Here is a 23,488-nt window from a genome sequence, read left to right as displayed (position 1 = left end):
TCTTCTAGTTACTTCTTTTTTTATTGATTAAGCCTCGTTGGTATTTCTGACCTTAACATGGTAGAACACGTTTGGTTTTGTGCCCACATGCTCCAACAAATGGTACATTCTGTCATCCTCCTTCAGCTCCGCCACTTTACTGTCGTGATCGTTTATGTCACCAAATACCATGGCTCCACTGCTACATGCCGCAGAACAAGCTGTTTGGAACTCTCCATCTTTAATGACCCTGCCATCTCTTTTGGCATCCAAAATAGTTTTCTGAGTCATTTGGATACACATGGAACATTTTTCCATAACACCTCTTGAACGAACGTTAACATCCGGGTTGATTACCATTTTACCCAAATCGTTGTTCATGTTAAAGTCAAACTCGTCGTTGTTGTTGTACAAGAACCAGTTGAACCTACGAACTTTATATGGACAGTTGTTGGCACAATATCTTGTACCTACACAACGGTTGTATGCCATATGGTTTTGACCTTGTCTACTGTGCGATGTCGCAGCAACAGGACAAACTGTTTCACATGGTGCGTGATTACAGTGTTGACACATTACTGGCTGGAAAGCCACTTGTGGATTGGCAGATGGGTCTTCCATTTCCCTGAATCCCCCGAGAGAACCATTATCTCCCCAAAGACCATCCATTTCTTCCTTCTTCTCGTTATCTCCTTCAAAAGTCTCTTCGGAAGAATAATATCTATCTATTCGCAACCAGTGCATATCTCTGGAACGACGAATTTCGGCCTTACCCACCACTGGAACATTGTTTTCCGCATGGCAAGCGATTACACAAGCACCACATCCAGTACAAGCGTTCAAGTCGATGGACAAGTTAAAGTGATGCCCAATACTTCGATCAAACTCCTCCCAAAGATCGGCGTCAGGTGATGTCACAGGGATTTCCTGATGATTCAAAGACACGTGTGGCATTGGGTTCCATTCCGAATGGTCTTTCGTATTGAAAATCTCCAAGGTAGTTTCCTTGATGATATCCCCTCTACCCATCAATGTTTTCTGTGATTGCACACAGGCAAACTCATGTACTCCAGAAGCTTTTTCCACAGTTACGGATTGCACATTAGAGAAGTTGCCATACAAGGTATAAGCATTAACTCCGGTTGCCATCTCTTCCTGCATCCCAGCTTTTTTGCCATAACCAAAGGATAAACCAACGGTTCCGACAGCTTGACCTGGTTGAACAATAACAGGTACATTTTCCAGAACCTTACCGTCAACAGTCAAGTTTACATAACTACCATTAAGTCCTCCATCGGCCACGATGGTATTTTCAAGTCCCCAAGATTCAGCATCCGCTTTGGAAACGGTCACATAGTTATCCCAAGACACCCTTGATATTGGATCAGGGAACTCTTGCAACCATGGGTTGTTGGCCTGACGTCCGTCTCCCATCCCAACTTTGGAATAGAGCACCAATTCGGTTCCTTGACTTGTTGCATTCACCAAAGAACGAATTGCCGAAGCAATCGGAACAATCTCTGGCTGCTCTTCTTCCGAATCAGCGGAAGTCGTTTCCTCAACATCCTCAGCAGCTATAGCAGGTGCTGCAAAAACACCATCCTGCAATGCTTGGTTCCATGACCCACCTTGAAGCACATCAGTGCCCCAGGTTTCTTTAATGTATTCATAATACGTTTTCTCGATGCCCATCCACGTTAAAAGTGCCGTTTGAAACTGTTTCGTATCAAACAACTCACGAATGGCTGGTTGCATCAAGCTATATTCTCCTTTTTTAAATTCAGCATCACCCCAAGACTCCAAGTAATGCGAAGCTGCCGCCACGTAGTTTGAAGCTTGAGCTGTCTCATCATTAGTGTATGCAAAGTCAACGGAAACATCCACTTGCTCAAGTCCCGCAAGGAATTCCTCAGCATTTGGCAATGTATATGCTGGGTTAACCCCATCCATAATCAACGCACCTACGCGACCTGCGTTCATATCGGCAATCAACTTGCCTACTTTTGCAGCATCTCCTTGGCGCACATATTTTGGCTTCTCAGCTTCAAACGCTTCACTGCCCAATAATTTATTGATTGCCAAAACAACAGTCTGGGCGTTTTCGTCATTAAGACCACTTACCACAACTGCTTTGCTTCCTGCTCTTTTGATTTCAGCAGCTACTTTGTCAACAGCTTCATCCACATCAGAAGTTCCACCACCAACGCTACTGCCATTTAACTTACCATATAACTTGGCAAGAGCAATTTTTTGTTGGGTCGGGGTCATTGGATAACGCTTGTCAGCATTTGCACCCGTTAAAGACATATTGGACTCCAGCTGCACATGCTTGGACATTTTCCCGTTTTTGGGAACACGACCCTTAGCATAGCCAGAATCATATCCACCTCCTTGCCAATCACCAAGAAAATCTGCACCGAAAGAAACTATCAAGCCAGCTTTCTCGAAATCGTAATCGGCCAAAGCTCGCTCACCGTAAGCTTTCTGATAAGCATTCAATGCGGCATCTTCAGAAATAGCATCGTAAACCACATGATTTACATTTTCTCCATAGGCCGCCTTAAACTCAGATATCAATTTAGTAGTCGAAGGGCTGGCATAAGTTTGCGTCAACAATACCACTTGCTTGTTGGAACCTTTCAAGGCATTCAACTTTGCTTTTACCGTAGCATCCAACACCTTCCATTCAACGGGCTCACCGTTGGCCATAGGCCCTTGAACCCTCTTACTATCGTACAAGGTCAAAACAGAAGCTTGCACTCTTGCATTGGCCCCTCCATTGACTTTGGCATCCGTGTTGTTTTCAATTTTGATGGGCCTACCTTCTCTGGTCTTTACCAAGATACTGGCAAAATCAAAGCCATCAGCAATGGTAGTCGCATAGTAATTGGCCACACCGGGAACAATACTATCCGGCTGGACTACATAAGGTATAGATTTATGAACAGGACCCTCACAGGCTGCAACCGTAGCTGCCGCTGTACTGAAACCTACATACTTTAAGAAATCCCTACGGGATGTATTGGAGGATGACAAGTTTTCCTTGTCGCCCAAAAAGTCATCAACGGGAATCTCCTCGGTAAACTCGTTGTTTCTTAGCGCCTCAACAATGGAATCGTTCGGATTTAACTCCGCTTCACTTTTCCAATATTTTTTGTTTGATGCCATACGATATATCTGAGATTATCTTCTTTTAATTCTTAATAGTGACACTTTCCACATTCCAAACCACCCATCATTGCAGCAGTCAATTCCTCAACACCATACTTTTTGGACAACTCCTCGTGGATTGCTTCGTAGTATGCATTGCCCTCAACCTTGACATTGGTCTCGCGGTGACAATTGATACACCATCCCATGGTCAAAGGTGCATGCTGGTACATAATTTCCATCTCTTCTACTGGACCGTGGCAGGTTTGACACTCAACCCCGGCTACGGAAACGTGCTGTGAGTGATTGAAATAAGCGAAATCCGGCAGGTTGTGGATTCTCACCCACTCCACTGGCTGTGTTTCACCCGTGTAACTTTGATTTTCTTCGTCCCACCCTACTGCTTTATATAATTTTTTGATTTCACCCGTGTAGAATTCATTGGTATAGCCATTCGCCAAATCCTCAGCAGAAGGACCTTCTGGATTACCGGTGTATTCGTAAATGGATTTATGACAGTTCATACAAACATTTAAGGAGGGGATTCCCGAATGCTTGGAAGTTCTGGCAGAAGAGTGACAGTATTTACACTCAATCTTATTGTCTCCTGCATGAATTTTATGGGAATAATGAATAGGTTGTACCGGAGCATAACCTTGGTCCACGCCCACTTGCATCATCCAGCCATAAGCGAAATAAGCACTTGCCAACAGCAAGAACACTACACTTACCAAAACCAAGAATTGGTTTTGAACGAATGCCTTCCATAGCGGTAAGCGTTTTTCTTTTTCTTTTTCAAGGATAACACCATTGGCTTCAGCAATTCTGCGCAAGGTCTTGTTCACCAAAATCAACATGATCACCAAGAGACCAAAAACAAGCGCTAAAGCCCCAAGTATCATCTCATTGGATATTCCAGAGCCCGAACCTTCGGACGCTCCACCTCCAGCAGCCGTCGCCGCAGCAGCTGGTGCCGGTGTTGATGGTGGCGCAGCAGTGTAGGCCAAAATATCATCAATGTCTTGATTTGACAAGGTTGGGAATGCCGTCATCGCAGCCTGATTGTACTCTGCGTAAATCTTGTTTGCATAGGCATCGCCAGAGGCGATCATGCCGGCACTGTTTTTGATCCACGCATAAAGCCACTCTTTATCCAAACCTTCATCCTCCGCCAATCTCGTTTCCACATTGGCCAATGCAGGACCCGTCATCTTACGTTCCAATGCGTGGCATGCAGCACAATTTTGATTAAAAAGTTGCTTACCCTTTACCGGATCTCCTCCAGCAGCATCGGCAGTTTCCTCTGCAGCTACCTCAGCAGCGGCTTCAGCTTCTTCCTGTGCATAAAAAGATGTGGAGAACAATAGGAGCGATAAACCTAAAACTTTAGAAAATAAATGGCGGTATAAAACCTTTTTCATATTCGTGAAATTTCAATCGAAATCTTTGGCATGGTTCTTTCTATTGAGTTTGAGAGCAATAGCTTTTTACCCCACCAAGAATGGCAACAAAAGTAAGACATACAGTCATTTTTTGAAATCTTAAGGTATTCATAACTTATAATTTATAAAGATTCTAAATAACTTGACCCCAACTTGTTTAATCCAGAATAATCTACATTTGCACAAAGCTTATATTTCAAAATACTGGAACTATATGAAAACAACAGTGTTTACGGCAATTTTAATTGGTTTGACAGCTCAGGTTTTGGCTCAAGATGGACAAGTCACGATTCAACAAGACCCTAAAATAAACGAATTGGTAAAACTTTATACCAATGTTCATGCGAACAGTGGATTTTATCAAATTCAAGTAGGTTTTGGCAATTTTAAGAAGGCGCAGGACCTACTGGACCAAGTAGAGATAGATTTCCCAAACTGGTATTCCAAAATAGAGTTTGAATCACCAACCTACCGAGTTAGGCTTGGAAGATTTAAAACCAAACTGGAAGCGGAAAGAAAGTATTTGGAGGTTCGAAAAAAATATCCGGATGCCATGCTTTTAAAGCCAGACGAAAGAGAAAACAAATCATAAAAAAATCCCGCCTTTTGAGCGGGATTTTTTATTTATCTAATTTAATTTATCCTTTACAGCTTTTTCTTCACTGCAACTTCTTGGAAGGCTTCGACAATATCCCCTTCCCTGATATCATTATAGTTCTTGACCTGTAGTCCACAGTCGTATCCCTTAGACACTTCTTTTACATCATCCTTGAATCGCTTCAACGAAGCTAATTCACCGGTATAGATGACCACACCATCCCTTATCAATCGAATACGTGAGTTCCTGAAGATTTTTCCACTGGTAACCATACAACCTGCAATGGTTCCGATTTTGGAAATCTTAAAGGTCTCCCTGATTTCCGCGTTACCTGTGATTTCCTCTTTCATCTCTGGAGACAACATACCCTCCATCGCATCTTTTAGATCATTGATGGCATCATAGATAATCGAGTATGTTCTGATGTCGATTTCCTCTTTGTCAGCAATAGATCTTGCATTGCCCATTGGCCTAACATTAAATCCGATAATAATCGCATCGGAGGCACTTGCCAACAACACATCGGATTCCGTAATGGCACCTACACCTTTGTGTATGATGTTCACCTGAATTTCATCGGTAGAGAGTTTCTGGAACGAATCGGTCAACGCTTCTACGGAACCGTCCACATCACCTTTAAGGATAATGTTCAGTTCTTGGAAGTCGCCTAATGCAATTCTACGTCCAATCTCATCCAAAGTGATATGACGTTGCGTTCTTACGGATTGCTCACGCTGCAATTGCGAACGTTTTGCGGCAATCTGTTTTGCTTCACGCTCATCTTCCAACACATGGAATCTATCACCTGCTTGTGGCGCTCCATCCAATCCTAAAATTGAAATTGGCGTGGACGGCCCCGCACTTTGTATATTGTTTCCTCTTTCATCCTGCATGGCTTTGACCTTACCGCTGCAGGTACCTGCCAATACATAATCTCCTATGTTCAACGTACCGGTCTGCACCAAAATCGTGGCCACATAACCTCTACCTTTATCCAAGAAGGCCTCTACAACCGTTCCTGTTGCCAGTCGGTCTGGATTTGCTTGCAGCTCCAATAATTCGGCCTCCAACAATACCTTCTCCAACAACTCTTTTACGCCTTGACCTGTCTTCGCTGAAATATCGTGGGATTGTACTTTACCTCCCCAATCTTCCACCAATAAGTTCATACTGGCCAAACCTTCTTTCACCTTGTCCGGGTTTGCTGTTGGCTTATCAACTTTGTTGATTGCAAATACTATCGGCACTCCCGCTGCCTGTGCGTGACTTATAGCTTCTTTTGTTTGCGGCATAATGTCGTCATCAGCAGCAATTACAATTATGGCAATATCGGTTACCTGGGCACCACGTGCACGCATGGCGGTAAACGCTTCGTGACCTGGTGTATCCAAGAATGTGATTCTTTGCCCATCTTCCAAAGCAACACTATAGGCCCCAATGTGCTGGGTAATTCCACCACTCTCACCTGCGATCACATTTTCTTTCCGGACATAGTCCAACAAGGACGTTTTACCATGATCAACGTGGCCCATCACCGTAACGATCGGGGCACGCGGCACTAAGTCTTCGGGAGTATCTTTGACTTCCTCAATCGTCTCCTCTATTTCAGCAGTAACGAATTCAACTTCGTAACCAAATTCATCGGCAACAATGGAAAGTGTTTCGGCGTCCAAACGCTGGTTCATAGTTACCATAATACCGAGCGACATACAGGCCGAAATAATTTGTGTGGTCGAAACATTCATCATGGTAGCAAGCTCGTTAACCGTGACAAACTCGGTTACTTTAAGCGTTTTGCTGTCCATTTCTTGCTGCTCAAGATCTTTCTCCGTTTGTTGACGGTGCTGATCTCTTTTCTCCCTACGATATTTGGCTCCTTTGCCCTTACTGGATTTACCTTGAAGTTTTTCCAAGGTTTCCCGTACTTGTTTTTGTACTTCTTCTTCGGTAGGCTCTACCTTAGGCGCGGATGAACGCTGTCCTTTTCTAGCAGCACCTCCTCGAGTATTTCGAGCTCCACCAGATTGCGGGCCGTTCTTAACTATTCTTCTACGGCGTTTTTTACGATCCCCGCTATCGGACGAACTTCCTTTACTGGATTTTTGAGTGTCCTCTTTTTTCTTTTTGACAGGCTTTTTAAACTGTGAAAGATCAATCTTGTCACCAGTAATCTTGGGGCCTGAAAGCTTTTGGTATTTTGTCTTTATGGTTCCGTCTTCGGTTCCTTCGGACTCTTCTTTAGCATCGGCACCTTCTTGTTTGGCCTCTTCTGCCTCTTTTTTCTCAGGAGCTTCCGTCTTTTCAGACTTTTCCTTAGCCGGCGCTTCTTCCTTTACTTCTTCCTTAGCTTCAGCTTTTTTGGGCTCAACTTTTGGAGTTTCCTCCTCTTTTGGCTTCTCTTCCTTGGGCTTCTCCGATTTTTTGTCTAAATCAATTTTGCCCACGGTCTTGGGCCCAGAAAGTTCAGCTTTGGCTTTTACCACATGCTGCTCTGCTTCCTTTTTCTCTTTAGCCAACCTGCGCTCTTCCTGTTCTTTCTCCATTCGGATGCGAATAGCCTCCTTCTCCTTGCGCTTTTCCTCACCAACTTCCTTGGAAGCGACCTTTTTGCTCTTATCCGTTTGGAACTCATCCAACAGAACTTGATACACCTCATTGGATATCTTAGTGGTGGGTCGTGCTTCTACCTCATGCCCTTCCGAGGAGAGGTAATCGACTGCCCTATCCAGTGAAATGTTCAATTCTCTGAGAACTTTGTTAAGTCGTATTGTTGGATTTTCTGCCATAAATAATTTTACTTGCCCTAAATTTTCGCTGCTAATATAAGCCTAATCTTCAAATTCTTCCTTGAGGATGCGAACGACCTCTAGGATTGTTTCTTCTTCTAGATCGGTTCTCTTTACCAAATCCTTTGCATCTTGTTCCAAAACGCTGCGTGCGGTATCCAATCCAATCTTCTTGAATTCTTCGATAACCCAGCTTTCGATTTCATCGGAAAACTCGGTCAATTCCACATCTTCCTCCACGCCTTCACGGAACACATCTATTTCGTAACCAGTCAATTGACCTGCCAATCGTATGTTATGCCCTCCTCTACCAATGGCCTTGGATACTTCCTCTGGCTTTAGGTATACCTGAGCTGTTTTCTTTTCATCGTTCAACTTAACGGAAGATACCCTTGCAGGACTCAATGCACGGGTCACCATTAATTGTGGATTGTTCGTCCAGTTGATCACATCGATATTCTCATTGCCCAATTCGCGGACAATCCCGTGGATTCTAGACCCTTTCATACCAACACAGGCACCTACGGGATCAATTCTATCGTCATAGGAGTCCACTGCGACCTTGGCTTTTTCACCAGGGATACGAACTGCCTTCTTTATGGTGATCAAGCCATCGAACACCTCTGGGATTTCCTGGAAGAACAATTGCTCCAAGAAAAGAGGTGACGTTCTGGACATTATGATGGAGGGCTTGTTGCCTTTAAGCTCCACACTTTCTATAATTCCACGGACGTTGTCTCCTTTGCGGAAAAAGTCGGATGGAATTTGCTTTTCTTTTGGCAGAATGATCTCGTTCCCTTCATCATCCAACAAAATTACGGCACGGTGTCTAATATGATGCACCTCGGCCGTATAAATTTCACCTTCCAAGTCCTTAAACTGCTTGTAGATGGTGGTATTGTCATGCTCGTGTATCTTGGAAATCAAATTTTGACGCAATGCCAAAATAGCCCTTCTTCCAAGATCTATCAATTTAACCTCTTCCGAAACATCTTCCCCTACTTCAAAATCGGGTTCAATTTTTCGTGCTTCGGTCAACGAAATCTCTTCATTTGGCTCTTCTACTTCGCCATCTTCCACAACGATTCGGTTTCTCCAAATCTCCAAATCCCCTTTGTCCGGGTTGATAATGATATCAAAATTGTCGTCAGAACCAAATTTTTTCTTGAGCGCACTTCGGAAGACTTCTTCCAAAATCGCCATAAGGGTCACCCTGTCAATAAACTTATCGTCCTTAAATTCCGAAAAGGATTCGATGAGCGCTAGGTTTTCCATTTTCTACTACAATTAAAATTTTAATTTAACTTTTGCTTCTTGAATATCAGAAAATGCGATTTCCTGCTTTTTCTGCACTGTAACTTTTCCTTTACCTACCGGTTTGGGTTCACGTGCCTTCCATTCCAAGGTAATACTATTTGTCGAGGTCGCTACCAGTGTTCCCTCCAGTTTCTCGGAGCTGGTCCTAACCTGTAATTTTCTTCCAATATTTTTATTGTACTGACGTGGCATTCGCAGTGGTGAAGCAGCTCCAGCAGAGGTAACTTCCAGAGCAAAATCCTCTTCTTCACGATCCAAATTATGCTCAATCGCCCTGCTGACGTTCATACAGTCCTGCAAGCTAACACCTTCATCTCCGTCCAATACCACCTTGATGCTATTGTCTCCGCCAACTTTGAAATCAACCAAAAACAGGGAAGAATATTCTTCCAAGGCCTTGTTAAGCAATTGCTCCACTTTATCCTTCAACATAAAAAATCAGTAATAAAAGAGGGGACTCAAGGTCCCCTCATGAATACTTTTATATCCGTTCAGTTTTGCAAATATACAACAAATAATATCGCATCTGCAACCCATTTTAAAACAAATAAAGTGCTTTCCTTACCTATTTTTCAGTGAATTACCCTTGGCTTATTCATCACAAGCAGTATAAATAGCTGTCAATGGCATCTTCAATTAAGTAGGAGCAAAAGCGACAATCCTTACATATTTATGGGGTTAACCCCCGTTTTACCTTCTTTCACAACAAATATTTTGAACCTAGGTCATACCAGTTAATTTTGCAACCAATCAACTTAAACACATGGGCAAAACCTCGTTCTCCAATAAGAAAATGAATCATTTCCCAAATGGATGGATGCTGATCTTGGCATTTTTTCTTTTAGGAACATTCCTTTCGTTTTCGCAGACAACTACTATTTGGAGCGAAAATTTCAACAGCTATGGAAATGGGACCGAAAATGGAACTGCTACTGGGCCATCCTCATCCGGCTGGACAACAACGTTGACAGGTGATGTTTGGGTTCAAGGAAACCGTCTTGAAGCCAATAATTTACCCTCCGAAGGAATTTGGCAAACGAGTCCCATAAATATCTATGGATACCAATCTGTTAATTTCAGTTTAGATGTGGCCACTCAGGCACAAACACAACAATTTGAGGCAGGCACCGATTATTTTATTGGAGAGTACCGAGTAGATGGCGGCTCTTGGATCGAATTTGAAAATGCATCAGGGGATTCCAATCCTTCTGATCCGCTAAATTCATCCTACACTGTCAACCTCCCCACAACGGGTTCAACACTAGAAATCCGAATACGATTTTACAATACCGCAGGCAACGAATATTATTACATCGACAATATCGATGTACAAGGAACCCTTGATCTTTGCAATGGCGAGGTCGACTTTGAATTTTACGACAGTTCACCATCCGGCAGTACGGTGGATAATATACCTACTTCGGGCTTCCAAGGTTCTGGTACATTTACAAGTTTCGATGTGGACGCCCTTCAAAATCAAGAAGACCCTGGTGACACCAATAATTTCAGTATACGATATAGTGGATACATCCAAATAGATACCCAAGGTTCCTACACTTTTTACACCTCATCCGATGATGGTTCCAAACTTTTTATTGATGGAACAGAAGTAGTGGACAACGATGGCGCTCATGGTAATCAAGAAAGGTCTGGAAATATTACCCTGACTGCAGGGTTGCACGATATAACCGTGCTGTTTTTTGAAAACAGTGGAGGAGAAACATTGACCGTGCAATATGAAGGACCGTCCATATCCAAACAAAACGTACCGTTTTCAATTTTATACTCCACTTGTAGTGCTTCCAGTGCCGACCTTGACGGGGATGGCGTTGACGATGTTACGGACATTGATGACGACAACGATGGTATTTTGGATGTGGATGAATGTGGCGGAGCCAGCGGGAACTTTGTGCAAACAGCAACCAATGTTCAGTTTTTCAATAATCCTTCAAATGCAGAGGGAGACCCCGGCACCAGCTATGCTGCCAATGCAGTTTCTACTTACCAAGGAGCATCTGAATTATTGCTACAGTTTGCTCAACCTATCACCGTGGGGACTACGGTGAGCGTTTTTTTGGGTGCTGATCCAGCTGTTACTAGCACCAATATGCAGATACAACGCTCTTCTGCAGCCGGTGGAAACAATGGTTGGTTGGCTAGTGCAAATGGTACCACACCAGGTTCTATCCGAGAGGTAACATTTACAGTAAACGGAAGTAGTTTACAATATATCAAGGTAATTGCTTGGCAACTGGGTGCAAGAGTGTACGGAGTCAGTTACGGAGGCTCTGTGGATTGCACCACCGTAGATACAGATGGTGACGGCATACCCAATTACCAAGATTTGGATAGTGATGGCGATGGCATACCCGATAATGTGGAAGCTCAAACATCCTTGGGCTATATAGCACCTTCAGGAATTGATGCGAACAACAACGGACTGGACGATGCTTACGAAAGTGGTGGGATTTCAGCCGTAGATACCGATGGCGATGGAACTCCTGACTTTATGGATACCGACAGTGATGATGACGGGACACCGGATACAACGGAGGCAATCCTGACACTTTCTGGTTCGGATAGTGACAATGATGGACTGGATAATACAACGGATATAACAACGGGGTATGGTGACCCTGGAGGTGAAATTGACGACCCAACCAACACATCTGGCGGTTCATTAATGTTACCCGATTCTGATGGTGATCTTGGCTCAGGTGGTGATCTTGATTTCAGGGACGATACGTTCGATGATAACGAACCTCCATCTATCACTGCTACGGGAAATCAAATATTTTGTCCAGGAGACACGATTCCTGTGGTGGACAGCGTTGAAATTACCGACCCTGACAGTAGCACAATGGACGCCGTCTATGTACAGATTACTTCAAATTACGATGTTTCCGGCGATGTTTTGAGTTTGACGGGGACACATCCGAACATAACGGCCAGCTATGATACTTCCGAAGGGAGACTATTCTTGGAAGGGCCTGCCACCTTGGCCGAATTTGAAGCGGCCATTAGTGCTGTAGTTTTCCAAACTACCGCCACCGTTAGCAGTGGAGATACCAGAACCTTTTCCGTGGTGTTGAACGAGGCTAACTACTTGGAATCAACAGGACATTACTATGAGTATGTCCCAGCAGAAGGAATTACTTGGACAGTAGCCCGAGATGCCGCTGCCTTGAGAACCTTTTATGGACTTCAAGGCTATTTGGCGACCATTTCTTCACAGGATGAATCCGATCTTCTAGGGTCACAGGCACCGGGAGCAGGTTGGATAGGCGCAAGTGATGCCGCAACCGAAGGAGATTGGTATTGGGTTACCGGTCCGGAGGCAGGAACTCTTTTTTGGAGAGGAACTGCCGGCGGAACTGCCTTTGCTTATGAATTCTGGAATTCTGGTGAACCGAATCAATCTGGAGATGAAGATTATGCCCACATTACGGCACCTGGTGTTGGATTGCCAGGGTCCTGGAACGACCTTTCCAATACCGGAGCAGCTAGTGGCGATTATCAACCTAAAGGTTATTTGGTCGAGTATGGCGGTATGGCAGGCGACCCACCTTATCCCGACTTGGCAGCAACAACTACCATTACTGTAGAATCAACCGCACCAACGGCCAGCGCTCCGACCCCAATTTCGGTAAACTGTGCTGCGGACATCCCTACACCGGATGCAACCATAATTACGGACGAAGCTGATAATTGCGACCCAAGTCCAACTGTAAGTTTTGTAAGCGATGTAAGCGATGGTGGAAGCAACCCTGAGATCATTACCCGAACGTACAGAATCACTGATACTGCCGGAAATTCTTTGGATGTAGAGCAAATCATAACTATCAATCCATTTACCATATCCACGCAACCTGCCGACCAAACCGTTGTAATTGGGAACAATGGAGCCTTTTCGGTTACCGCGAACAATGCAGACACTTATCAATGGCAGGTAAGCACAGATGGCGGAAGCAACTTTGCCCCTATTGTTGACGGGGCTGAATATTCGGGAACCCAAACAGCAAACCTAACGGTAACCTCCCCGGATTCCAATAAGGATGGTTATATCTACCGTGTATTGGTGTCCAACTCAAGTGGAAGTTGTACTCCGCTGACATCAAATCAAGCAACCTTGACCATGAAAGCGGGCAGAGTGGTTACTAACCGAGGTATTACCTACAGGGTGAACAAAAACTAGCCCACAGTAGAAAAATCTAATTCAGATTGTTCCTTGTATTTGTTCCCAGGCTTTGGATGATTTAAAGGTATGCTAAATGAAACTCGGCATAAGCCTTCAAAATCATATCTTTAGTGCATGAAGCTTTTTCGAAATCCGAAACACAATCATTACCTAAAGCGCATCTTACCTTTCGGGATTATTTGGCTTGTATTAAGTTGGTTTATTCTGCTTATCGAGTCAATGGCCACGGAATATCAGAATCAACGACCGGAAACTGACATTACCGTCACTTGGGATATTTTTCTATTCGCTTCCCTTGCCGTTTTTTTAGTGGGAATTGCTGTTGGTGCAGTGGAGATTCTTTGGTTGGACAAGCTTTTCAAACACAAAGCATTTTGGCAGAAGATCTTATATAAAATGGGGTTTTACCTCTTGTTTATGCTCGTCATAAATCTGGTAACATTTCCCGTTGCGGCAAGTATTGAACTTCAATCCTCGATTATGGATACAGAGGTGTGGAACAAATTTTCAAATTACATCATTAGCCCAACTTTTTTGAGTACCATGGTCTCACTTTCCTTTAGCATTTTTGTTTCGCTGCTCTACTCTGGAATTAGCGAGCATCTGGGACATAATGTATTGCTCAATTTTTTTTCGGGCAAATACCATCAGCCTAAAGAAGAGTCCAGGGTGTTTATGTTTTTGGATATGAAATCATCCACATCGCTTGCGGAACGGTTGGGACACAAGAAATATTTTCGCTTTTTAAGTGACTACTATAACCAATTGTCCAATGCCATCATTCAATATAGTGGTGAAGTATACCAATATGTCGGGGATGAAATTGTAATCACTTGGAAAAAAGACGATGGTTTGCAAAATCATAACTGCATTCGTTGTGTTTATGCCATGAAACAAAGTTTACAAAAGAGGTCAACCTATTTCAAAGAAACCTATGGAGTAATGCCCTCGTTTAGGGCTGGGTTACATTTGGGTCGAGTGACCACAGGTGAAGTAGGCGCCCTTAAAAAAGAAATTTTCTTTACCGGTGATGTACTGAATGTTACCGCTCGCATTCAAAAATTGTGCAAGCCGTTAAATCAGGATGTGGTTGTTTCCGAGCAACTAGCCGCACAGTTAATGACTACGGAGTTCAATTTTGATTCATTAGGCAGCTTTGAGCTCGAAGGCAGAAAAAAATCCGAGAGCCTTTTCGCCCCTAAGCCAACTTCTCCCGTTTTGTAGAGTCAGTCCAGCGTATCGGCTTCAAATGCGTTATATGAAAAATACTTTATCCTGCTATTCAAATAAGACCTAACTTCGGTGCAGAATAATGACACTGGAAAATAAAGTCCAATTGGTTGAAGGTTTATTTGATCGGTTGGAGAAAGAAACAAATCAATTCCAGCAAACATCTGGAATTAGCTGTGTTTCTGGCTGCGGAAAATGCTGTACTCACCCCACTATTGAAGCTTCTCCTTTGGAGTTTTTACCCTGGGCATTTCATCTATTTTTATCTGGAAAGGCCGAAGACATGCTTGTCAAGTTAGATAATGAGCCGGGGGCATCTTGCTTTTTGCTGACTCCTGTTTCCATTCTTAGCAAAGGGCATTGTGGAGATTATAAATATCGCGGTTTAATTTGCAGGTTGTTCGGCTATGCCGCCAATAGGGACAAGTTCGGAAACCTGCGATTGGCGACCTGCAAAATCATCAAGGAAGAACAGGCTGAAAATTATCACGCGACCAACGAAGCAATTGCCAAAGGCTTGTATGTTCCTGTATTTACCGATTATTACATGCAATTGAACCAAATCGACTTTCATTTGGGCAATAAAATAATGCCCATCAACAAAGCACTTAAAGCAGCCCTGGAAGAAGTCTTGCAATACTACACCTACCGACCGATTCCGAGCTCTGAAAAACAATGCATTTAACCAAGCAAAGCGCACCCTACAATCCTTATTCTCTAAAACAAGGACCTCACTTTTTCGCAAAAAAAATTAATAAGGGTTCACTTGTTAATCTTTTATAAAATGAAAATCGTTTCAAATAGTTTTTCCTACTTTGCCAATCCTAAAATTCAAAGCGAACCAACTATGATCAAAAAACTTCTGATTTTTGCAGCTTTTTCACTTTTCTTGTCCCACACTTCAAGTGCCCAACTTTTTGGAAAAAAAAAGAACAAAACCAAGAATGAAGCTACCAAAGGAGCATCAAAAAAAGACAAAGGCGACCTTAAAAAGTATAGTGAGGTAATCAATGAAGATGCCGTGACAGATGACGGCCTTTTTAAGGTGCATAAAATCGATAAAGATTATTTTTACGAAATTCCATTTCAGTTGTTCGAGAAAGATATGTTGTGGGTGAGCCGTATTTCACAAATACCCGACAATCTTGGAGGCGGCTACGTTAATGCGGGATCCAAAAGCAATGAACAGGTAGTCCATTGGCAGCGGTATCAGGACAAAATACTGCTTCGGGTAAAATCCTATACCAATATTGCCGACAGCGCAAAGGCCATCAGTAATTCTGTTAAAGTAAATAATTTTGAGCCCATTCTCTTCGCTTTTGACATTAAGGCGTACAACCCGGATTCCACGGCCGCGGTCATCCAAGTGGACGAACTTTTCACCACGGATGTTTTGGCCATTAGCGGGTTGTCCTCACGACTCAGAAAACGATACAAGGTCAGGAAATTGGACGAATCACGAAGTTTTATCAATACCATTAAAAGTTTTCCTGAGAATATTGAGGTCAAACAAGACCTGACCTACGATGCATCCGAACCACCTTCCTTTTCCGATACGGGTTCCATAAGCCTTCAGATGAACCAATCGATGATTTTGCTGCCGGAAAACCCAATGACTCCGAGGTTGAACGACCCTAGAGTAGGCTTTTTCACGGTATCTCAGATAGATTATGGCAGCCCAAAGTTAAAAGCTGATGAAAAACGATATATTCGAAGATGGCGAATGGAACCCAAAGACCCAGAAGCATATGCTAGGGGCGAGTTGGTAGAACCTGTTAAACCTATCGTCTATTACTTGGATCCGGGAACTCCGGAAAACCTTCAAAAATACATTAAACAAGGCATAGAAGACTGGCAGAAACCTTTTGAAAGTGCTGGTTTCAAGAATGCGATCATCGCCAAAGATGCCCCTACTCCCGAAGAGGATCCTGAATTTAGTCCCGAAGATATTCGTTACTCGGTAGTGCGCTACGTGGCAAGTACCACCCGGAATGCCATAGGACCCAGTGTATCCGATCCACGAAGTGGGGAGATCATTGAAAGCGATATCATTTGGTACCATAACCATCTGCGCAGCTACCGGAACCGATACCTTTTGGAAACTGGGGCCGCAAACCCGTCCGCACGCACCTTGGACACACCGGATGAGGAAATAGGTGAAATGATGCGTATGGTGATAGCCCACGAAGTGGGACACGCACTTGGTTTCCCGCACAACATGGCCGCGAGCTACGCATATCCTGTGGACTCCCTAAGAAGCGGCAGTTTCACACAAAAGAATGGGATTGCCGCAAGTATTATGGACTATGCCCGATACAATTACGTTGCCCAACCTGGTGATGAAAATATCCGTTTCATCCGCCAAATGGGGCCGTATGATCATTATGCCGTCAACTGGGGCTACCGATGGCTGCCCAACATCACAGCACCAGAAGATGAAAAGGACATCCTAAACTCTTGGGTTCTGGAAAAAGCGGACGATCCCAAATTCAAGTATGGCAAACAGTCCAGTTATTTTGACCCGCAATCGCAAACAGAGTGTATTGGTGACGACCCCATCAAAGCAAGCACCTACGGCATCAAAAATTTAAAATATGTAATGACCCAACTCCCTTCGTGGACATCGGACCAAACCAATGATTATGATGATTTAGAAGAGTTATATGGCGAATTGTTAGGTGTTTTTAACAGATATGTTCGTCACGTAAGCAGAAACATTGGAGGCGTTTATGAAAACACCAAAACTCCAGAACAAGTTGGCACTGTTTATTCCAACCTAAGTGCAGAAGAACAACACAAATCAATGCAATGGCTGCAGGAAAATATATTTGACACCCCAAACTGGTTGATTGACACGGCTGTTTTACAAAATATAGACCATACCGCTTATTTTGAGAAAGTACGAAGGGTACAGGCCAGACAATTGTATCAGCTAATGGCATTTGAAACTTTGGGAAGATTAATTAATTCCGAAACCATTGATCATGATAACTACAGTGCCTATGAAATGTTGAGTGATTTGCGAAAAGGCATTTGGAAAGAGGCCTATCAGAATAAAAATGTTGATTTGTATCGTAGAAACCTACAAAATACTTATTTGGAAAGAATGGCACATCTACTAGAGGATGAAAGTTCTGCCAGCTACGATATCGAAACATCGGATGTTAGGGCTTTGGCGAGAGGCGAGCTCAATACACTGAAAAGAACCTTGAACAGGGCTAAAAATACCAACGTAAACACGATAACAAAGTATCATTATGAAAATGCCATTGCCGAAATCGAAGATTTGTTTGGTGATGACCAATAGAGTTTAAGCACCAACCACAGGTGCTAAAAAAAACAATACCCTTAAAAAAACAAGCCCCGCAAATTTGCATTTGCGGGGCTTTTTGTTGACCCACTAGGACTCGAACCTAGAACGACTGGACCAAAACCAGCTGTGTTGCCAATTACACCATGGGTCAGTGCCATATTTGAGCGTGCAAATTTAAAACAAACTTTGGTTTCAACAAATATTTTTGACAAGAATGCACGCTATTTTTGTTTATCAAGGGTGTTAAAGGTTTTCCAAAAAGGGTTAGGCTTCTGTTCTAGATTTACTAAATTCGCCACAATTCGGTTAATAACCAACTCTATGTTTGCAAAAGACTTCAAAAAATGGGACACCATCCTTGGGTGGGTTTCCTTCGCCATCGCGTTTATAGTTTATGCCCTGACCGTTGAACCCACAGGAAGTTTTTGGGATGCAGGGGAATACATTTCCACCTCGGCAAAATTGCAGGTTGGGCATCCACCAGGGGCTCCATTGCTTCAAATGATAGGGGCCTTTTTCGCCATGTTTGCCTTGGGCAATGAGACCAAAATAGCACTTATGGTAAATGCCGTTTCCATCGTTTCAAGTGCTTTTGCCGTATTGTTCACCTTTTGGACCATCACCAATCTGGTGGGGAAAATGGTTTCCAAAAAGACTGAAATCAACAATAGCAAAGCTATCGCCATCCTTGGAAGTGGTCTTGTAGGGGCGCTTGCTTTTACTTTTTCAGATAGTTTTTGGTTCAATGCCGTGGAGACCGAAGTGTACGGTATGGCCAGTTTGATCATGGCACTATTGCTTTGGTTGGGCTTAAAATGGACGGACAATCTGGGCGACCCCAGAGGCCACCGTTGGCTTATGCTTATCTGTTTTGTAATCGGACTTACCTTCGGGATTCAGTTTATGGGCTTCTTGGCGATTCCATCCATCGGATTGCTGTATTATTTCAAAAAGTATAAAACCACCACAGTAAAAAACTTTCTGCTCGCCAACATTGCAGTGATTGCAGTTCTTATTTTGGTCTACAAATTCTCTTTGACCTATGTATTGGAGCTCTTTGGTTGGAGCGAAGTGTTCTTTATCAATGAAATCGGGCTTCCTTTCAATTCAGGTTCCATCATTATGGGGCTCATCTTTGTCGCCGCTTTCTATTTTGGATTGAAATACACCAGAAAACACAATTACTACAACGCGAACATTATTGTGCTTTGTCTCATGTTCCTCTTCCTGGGGTTTTCATCTTGGCTGATGCTACCCATTAGAGCAAACGCCAAAACCGTTGTAAACGAAAACAATCCGGCCGATGCCAGGGCCCTGTTGGCCTACTACAACAGAGAGCAGTACCCTGGTACGGACAGTCCCGTTTATGGAGCTTATTACTCAGACACCTTTGCCCCTGCCGGTGAGGACAGGGACGATAGCCCCAAGTATGAAAAAGACTTGGAATTGGGCAAATACGTCATCGTAAACCATTATAAAGGTGCAATCCCAGGACCCAATGAAAAGCATGTGGGCATTTTGCCCAGAATGTGGAGCGATCAACATGCCGAAAACTATATGCGTTACTTTGGCGCCCTGGAATTCCGGATAAAATCGGAATACATCTCCAACAGCGATCTCAGAGACGCTGTAAATCAATTTAAAACAGCCTATTCCCAAGGAGAACTGGATACGGAACAATACATTCGTTTTTTACGTGAGTTTGGAGAATACATCGAGGTGCACCCCCCAACATTGGGACAAAATCTAGAGTACCTTTTTGATTTTCAGTTCAGTTATATGTACATGCGCTACTTTATGTGGAATTTTGTCGGAAAGCAAAATGACAAACAAGGGCGATACGATGAAAACGGAAATTGGCTGAGCGGCATCAATTTTATCGACAATATTCGATTGGGAAGTCAAGAAAACCTGCCCAGCGACTGGAAAAACAACAAAGGTCGGAACACCTATTTTTTCCTGCCTTTACTGCTGGGAATCTTGGGCATTGTGTTTCAGGTATCCAAAAATCCCAAACAGTTTTGGGTACTGTTCGTATTCTTTATGTTCACTGGACTCGCCATTCAATTTTACACGAACCCTTATATCTTTCAACCACGAGAAAGAGATTACTCCTTAGTGGGGTCATTCTATATCTTTTGTATTTGGATAGGAATCGGGGTATACGGACTGTTTGAAGAGTTTAAAAAGCTGATTTCGGCAAAAATCGCGGCACCTGCCATTACAACCCTATGCTTATTGGCAGTGCCTTTATTGATGGCATTCCAAAATTGGGACGATCATGATAGATCGGATAGATACACCGCACCGGCAACTGCAAAAGCCTATCTCGACTCCTGTGAAGAAGATGCAGGTGCAATATTGTTCACTATTGGGGACAATGATACTTTTCCCATTTGGTACGTGCAGGAAATTGAAAAATACCGAACCGATGTCCGAGTCGTCAACACAAGTCTTTTCGCCACCGATTGGTACATCGACCAAATGAAACGTAAAGCGTACGAAAGCGACCCTATCCCATCGCAACTCACTCACGACAAGTACAGCTATGGAACCAGGGATGCGGTTTATTACAATAATGCCGACCAAGTTCTTGGAAGCCCCGTTTCCCAAAGACGGTGGTCAATTAAGGATTTTATTAATTGGGTTGGCAGCGACAAACCAGAGACAAAATTTAAGTTCATTTTAGAAAGAGGCGGTGCTGATTTGAGCAATTACTCGGAAAGCACCTTGGACATTGTGTACTATCCTACCAATAAAATCAGGATTCCGGTCAACAAACAAAATGTGCTGGAAAGTGGTTTGGTCAAGGAAAAAGATTCCGCGCTGATTGTAGATTATATTGATATCGACCTACCACAGAGCGCTCTTCCCAAAAACAGGATATTAATGTTGGATTTGATTGCCAACAACGATTGGAAGCGCCCAATCTATTTCTCCGGGGGAAGTTTTGACAGTGCCGAATACATTTGGATGAAGGATTATCTTCAGCTTGATGGCTTAGTGTACAAACTGGTACCCATTAAAACCCCAAACCGAAATTCCTTTGAAATGGGCCGTATTGATTCCGAATTGATGTACAACATTGTAAAAGATTGGGATTGGGGCAATGCAGGAAGCGACAACATTTACCATGATCCACAAACACGTTCACAAGGCCTCTCCTTTAGGAGCAATTTGGCCCGCTTGATGGAAACCCTGATCGAGGAAGACAAAATAGACAAGGCCAAGGAAGTGATCAACATTGCCATGGACAACATGCCCATTGATCATTATGGTTTTTATGCCTTTGTAGAACCATTTATGGATGGCTACTACAAAGTAGGTGAAACCGAAAAGGCACGTGAACTGTTCGGCAAGCTCAAAAAGGTATATCAAGAGCACTTGGAATATTATGCCAACATTCCTTTGGATGAACAATACGATAAAATTGACGACATCCTATCCGATATGCAAGCCTATCGCAGAAACATTGACATCCTCATAGAAAATGGCGACAAAGAACTCGCAGAGTCTGAAACGGTTATTTTCAACGAGTATATTGATATGTTCTCGCAGTTTGTGGATGAAGAAGAAGATATGTTGGACGAACCTATGCCCTTAGATCCGGATATGGAAGATTCCATGCTGCTGGATACCATAGAAAGTGTTCCGGATTCAACACTTCCTGAAGAATAAAAAACATAAAGAGCCTGTTTAAAATATCGATTTTCGTCAACCTGAACTTGATTCAGGTTCTCATAGCGATTTGTTTCTCAGTATGATGAGATTCTGAAATAAATTCAGAATGACGTGTTTCAATGCTTTATAGCCTCTTTCTTTATTGGATATATTCGTTTAAGATACCGATAAGTGTATTCGCATCCTGCTCTCCACTTTGTCGCCAGACCATCTCGCCTTTTTTGTAGATCATTAGAGTGGGCAGCCCCTTTATGCGGAGCGCTTGGGAAAGTTCCTTGTTCTTGTCCACATCAATTTTTATCACTTTTCCCTTATCCCCAAGGGCAGCGGCCACATCACTCAAAACAGGATGCATGGAAGTGGACTGCTCGTTCCATTCCGCATAAAAATCTAACAATACAGGGACTTGTAAATCTATAAGTTCACCAAATTTGGACATGTATTCTAAGGTTTACAGTCAAAAGTAAGAAAAAATGTGAATGTTTTTACAGCCTTTCAATCCTTTAGTCCATACTGTGGAAAAACTTAGGTCAGTCCCTTCTTTTTGAGCGTAATCACCGAAATCTCGGGCCAAATACCAAAACGGCCAGGGTAACCAATAAATCCGAATCCTCTGTTAACGTTGATGAACTGTTCCATTTCCTTGTAGATGCCCGCCCAGTATTTATAGCGCCATTTTACAGGACTCCATTTTACCCAACCAGGGATTTCGACCCCAAACTGCATGCCATGGGTGTGCCCGCTCAAAGTCAAATGAAAATGGTAGTCATCATGTATCACCACATCTTCCCAATGCGAAGGGTCGTGGCTCAATAATATTTTAAAGTCTTCTTTGGAAACACCTTCTTTGGCCTTTTGTAGGTCACCTGCTTTTTTAAATCCACCACGTCCCCAATTTTCTACACCGACCAAAGCAATTTTATGTCCGTCTCTTTCTAAAAATCGGTTGGAATTGAGTAATAAATCAAAGCCCATTTCCTTTTGCATAACTTTGAGGTCCTCCAAGTTTTGTTCCTTCTCTTCCTCAGTGTCCCATACGGCATAATCTCCATAATCGTGGTTGCCCAAAATGGAAAACACCCCATCCTTGGCATCCAAACGGGAAAAGACATCTTTCCATGGCTCTAACTCATCCGAACGATTGTTTACGATATCACCTGTAAAGAAAATCACGTCGCTCTTCTGCTGGTTTACAAGGTTTACACCATACTCCACCTTTTTATAATCATCAAAACTGCCACTGTGCACATCGGATATCTGGGTTATTTGATAATTGTGGAACGCGTCGGGAAGGTCATCAAACTCCAACTCGTATTTTAAAACCTGATAGTTGTATTTTCCGCGGTACATACCATATAGCAACGCCCCAAATGGTAGAGCCGCTAAACCAAGGGCAATACCACTAATAAATTTTCTTCGTGAAGGAAAATATCCTGCATCAGGATTGGAAACTCCAACAACTTTGTTATACCCGTAGCCAATTACACGTACCACATCTTCCAACAACAAGAAGAACCCCAACACCATGGCCAATAAAAAGAAAGCAGCAAAAATGGTCCCAGCGATAGCGGCCGTACCTTTGAACCCATCTCCGGGATCGTAGGTAACCACTTTGATGGTCAAAAAAATTAAGGCGCCCAAGAATACCACAATATAAGCCCATTGCATTAGCGGACTCTTGAACAGCGTACGGAATGCTTGGAAACCATACGCGGCCACTACTAGATAAAGAACTGCCAAAATGATAAATCGGGACATACAATTTTTTTACAAAATTAGCGCTAATCTGCTATT

13 protein-coding genes and 1 tRNA gene are annotated in these 23,488 nt (G+C 43.2%); 6 read left to right on the top strand and 8 right to left on the bottom strand.

Annotated features, from left to right (window positions below):
- Positions 1 to 27: 27 nt before the first annotated feature.
- A complete protein-coding gene (locus J4E06_RS14095; RefSeq protein ID WP_349524600.1) occupies positions 28 to 3,147 on the bottom strand; it encodes a TAT-variant-translocated molybdopterin oxidoreductase in 3,120 nt (1,039 codons plus the stop codon).
- A 32-nt stretch (positions 3,148 to 3,179) separates the two neighbouring features.
- Positions 3,180 to 4,550, bottom strand: a complete 1,371-nt coding sequence (locus tag J4E06_RS14090) for a c-type cytochrome (protein ID WP_349524599.1) — start codon at positions 4,548 to 4,550, stop codon at positions 3,180 to 3,182.
- Positions 4,551 to 4,785: 235 nt separating this feature from the next.
- Between J4E06_RS14090 and J4E06_RS14085 the strand changes: the two genes are divergently transcribed.
- Positions 4,786 to 5,163, top strand: coding sequence for an SPOR domain-containing protein (locus tag J4E06_RS14085; protein WP_349524598.1), 378 nt, complete (start codon positions 4,786 to 4,788; stop codon positions 5,161 to 5,163).
- Between the two features lie 53 nt (positions 5,164 to 5,216).
- On the opposite strand, the gene infB is transcribed toward J4E06_RS14085, so the two are convergent.
- From infB to rimP, 3 genes are read right to left on the bottom strand one after another with little or no spacing between them, the layout of a single operon-like run.
- Positions 5,217 to 7,955 (bottom strand): translation initiation factor IF-2, encoded by a 2,739-nt coding sequence (gene infB, locus J4E06_RS14080; RefSeq protein WP_349524597.1) that lies wholly within the window; start codon positions 7,953 to 7,955, stop codon positions 5,217 to 5,219.
- Between the two features lie 42 nt (positions 7,956 to 7,997).
- Positions 7,998 to 9,230 (bottom strand): transcription termination factor NusA, encoded by a 1,233-nt coding sequence (gene nusA, locus J4E06_RS14075; protein WP_349524596.1) that lies wholly within the window; start codon positions 9,228 to 9,230, stop codon positions 7,998 to 8,000.
- 12 nt (positions 9,231 to 9,242) lie between these two features.
- On the bottom strand, positions 9,243 to 9,704 hold the full coding sequence (rimP, locus tag J4E06_RS14070; RefSeq protein ID WP_349524594.1) for a ribosome assembly cofactor RimP: 462 nt from the start codon (positions 9,702 to 9,704) through the stop codon (positions 9,243 to 9,245).
- Positions 9,705 to 10,035: 331 nt separating this feature from the next.
- On the opposite strand from rimP, the gene J4E06_RS14065 reads away from it, so the two are divergent.
- The 4 genes from J4E06_RS14065 to J4E06_RS14050 all read left to right on the top strand — a co-directional run bounded on the left by J4E06_RS14065 (position 10,036) and on the right by J4E06_RS14050 (position 18,007).
- Positions 10,036 to 13,467: a PA14 domain-containing protein gene (locus J4E06_RS14065; protein ID WP_349524593.1), complete on the top strand. Its 3,432-nt coding sequence runs from the start codon at positions 10,036 to 10,038 to the stop codon at positions 13,465 to 13,467.
- 117 nt (positions 13,468 to 13,584) lie between these two features.
- Positions 13,585 to 14,694 (top strand): adenylate/guanylate cyclase domain-containing protein, encoded by a 1,110-nt coding sequence (locus tag J4E06_RS14060; protein ID WP_349524592.1) that lies wholly within the window; start codon positions 13,585 to 13,587, stop codon positions 14,692 to 14,694.
- An 88-nt stretch (positions 14,695 to 14,782) separates the two neighbouring features.
- The gene (locus tag J4E06_RS14055; RefSeq protein WP_349524591.1) at positions 14,783 to 15,385 is read left to right on the top strand and encodes a YkgJ family cysteine cluster protein; all 603 of its coding nucleotides are present in this window, start codon (positions 14,783 to 14,785) and stop codon (positions 15,383 to 15,385) included.
- A 165-nt stretch (positions 15,386 to 15,550) separates the two neighbouring features.
- Positions 15,551 to 18,007 carry a zinc-dependent metalloprotease gene (locus J4E06_RS14050; protein ID WP_502877353.1) on the top strand — a complete coding sequence of 819 codons (2,457 nt, stop codon included), beginning with the start codon at positions 15,551 to 15,553 and terminating at the stop codon, positions 18,005 to 18,007.
- Positions 18,008 to 18,092: 85 nt separating this feature from the next.
- Here J4E06_RS14050 and J4E06_RS14045 read toward each other — a convergent pair.
- Positions 18,093 to 18,164 (bottom strand) — tRNA-Gln (locus tag J4E06_RS14045).
- Positions 18,165 to 18,334: 170 nt separating this feature from the next.
- Between J4E06_RS14045 and J4E06_RS14040 the strand changes: the two genes are divergently transcribed.
- Positions 18,335 to 21,691, top strand: coding sequence for a glycosyltransferase family 117 protein (locus tag J4E06_RS14040; protein ID WP_349524588.1), 3,357 nt, complete (start codon positions 18,335 to 18,337; stop codon positions 21,689 to 21,691).
- A 142-nt stretch (positions 21,692 to 21,833) separates the two neighbouring features.
- Here J4E06_RS14040 and J4E06_RS14035 read toward each other — a convergent pair whose 3' ends face one another.
- Together J4E06_RS14035 and J4E06_RS14030 are read right to left on the bottom strand one after the other, a co-directional pair.
- Entirely contained in the window at positions 21,834 to 22,133 is a 300-nt protein-coding gene (locus tag J4E06_RS14035; RefSeq protein ID WP_100817192.1) for a thioredoxin family protein, read from the bottom strand.
- A gap of 86 nt (positions 22,134 to 22,219) precedes the next feature.
- A complete protein-coding gene (locus tag J4E06_RS14030) occupies positions 22,220 to 23,452 on the bottom strand; it encodes a metallophosphoesterase (RefSeq protein WP_349524587.1) in 1,233 nt (410 codons plus the stop codon).
- Positions 23,453 to 23,488 lie beyond the last annotated feature (36 nt).

Source organism: Allomuricauda sp. NFXS6, from assembly GCF_040148835.1.
Classification (GTDB): domain Bacteria; phylum Bacteroidota; class Bacteroidia; order Flavobacteriales; family Flavobacteriaceae; genus Flagellimonas.
The sequence above is the reverse complement of the archived record's forward strand: the minus strand, read 5'-3'. Positions and strand labels throughout refer to the sequence as shown.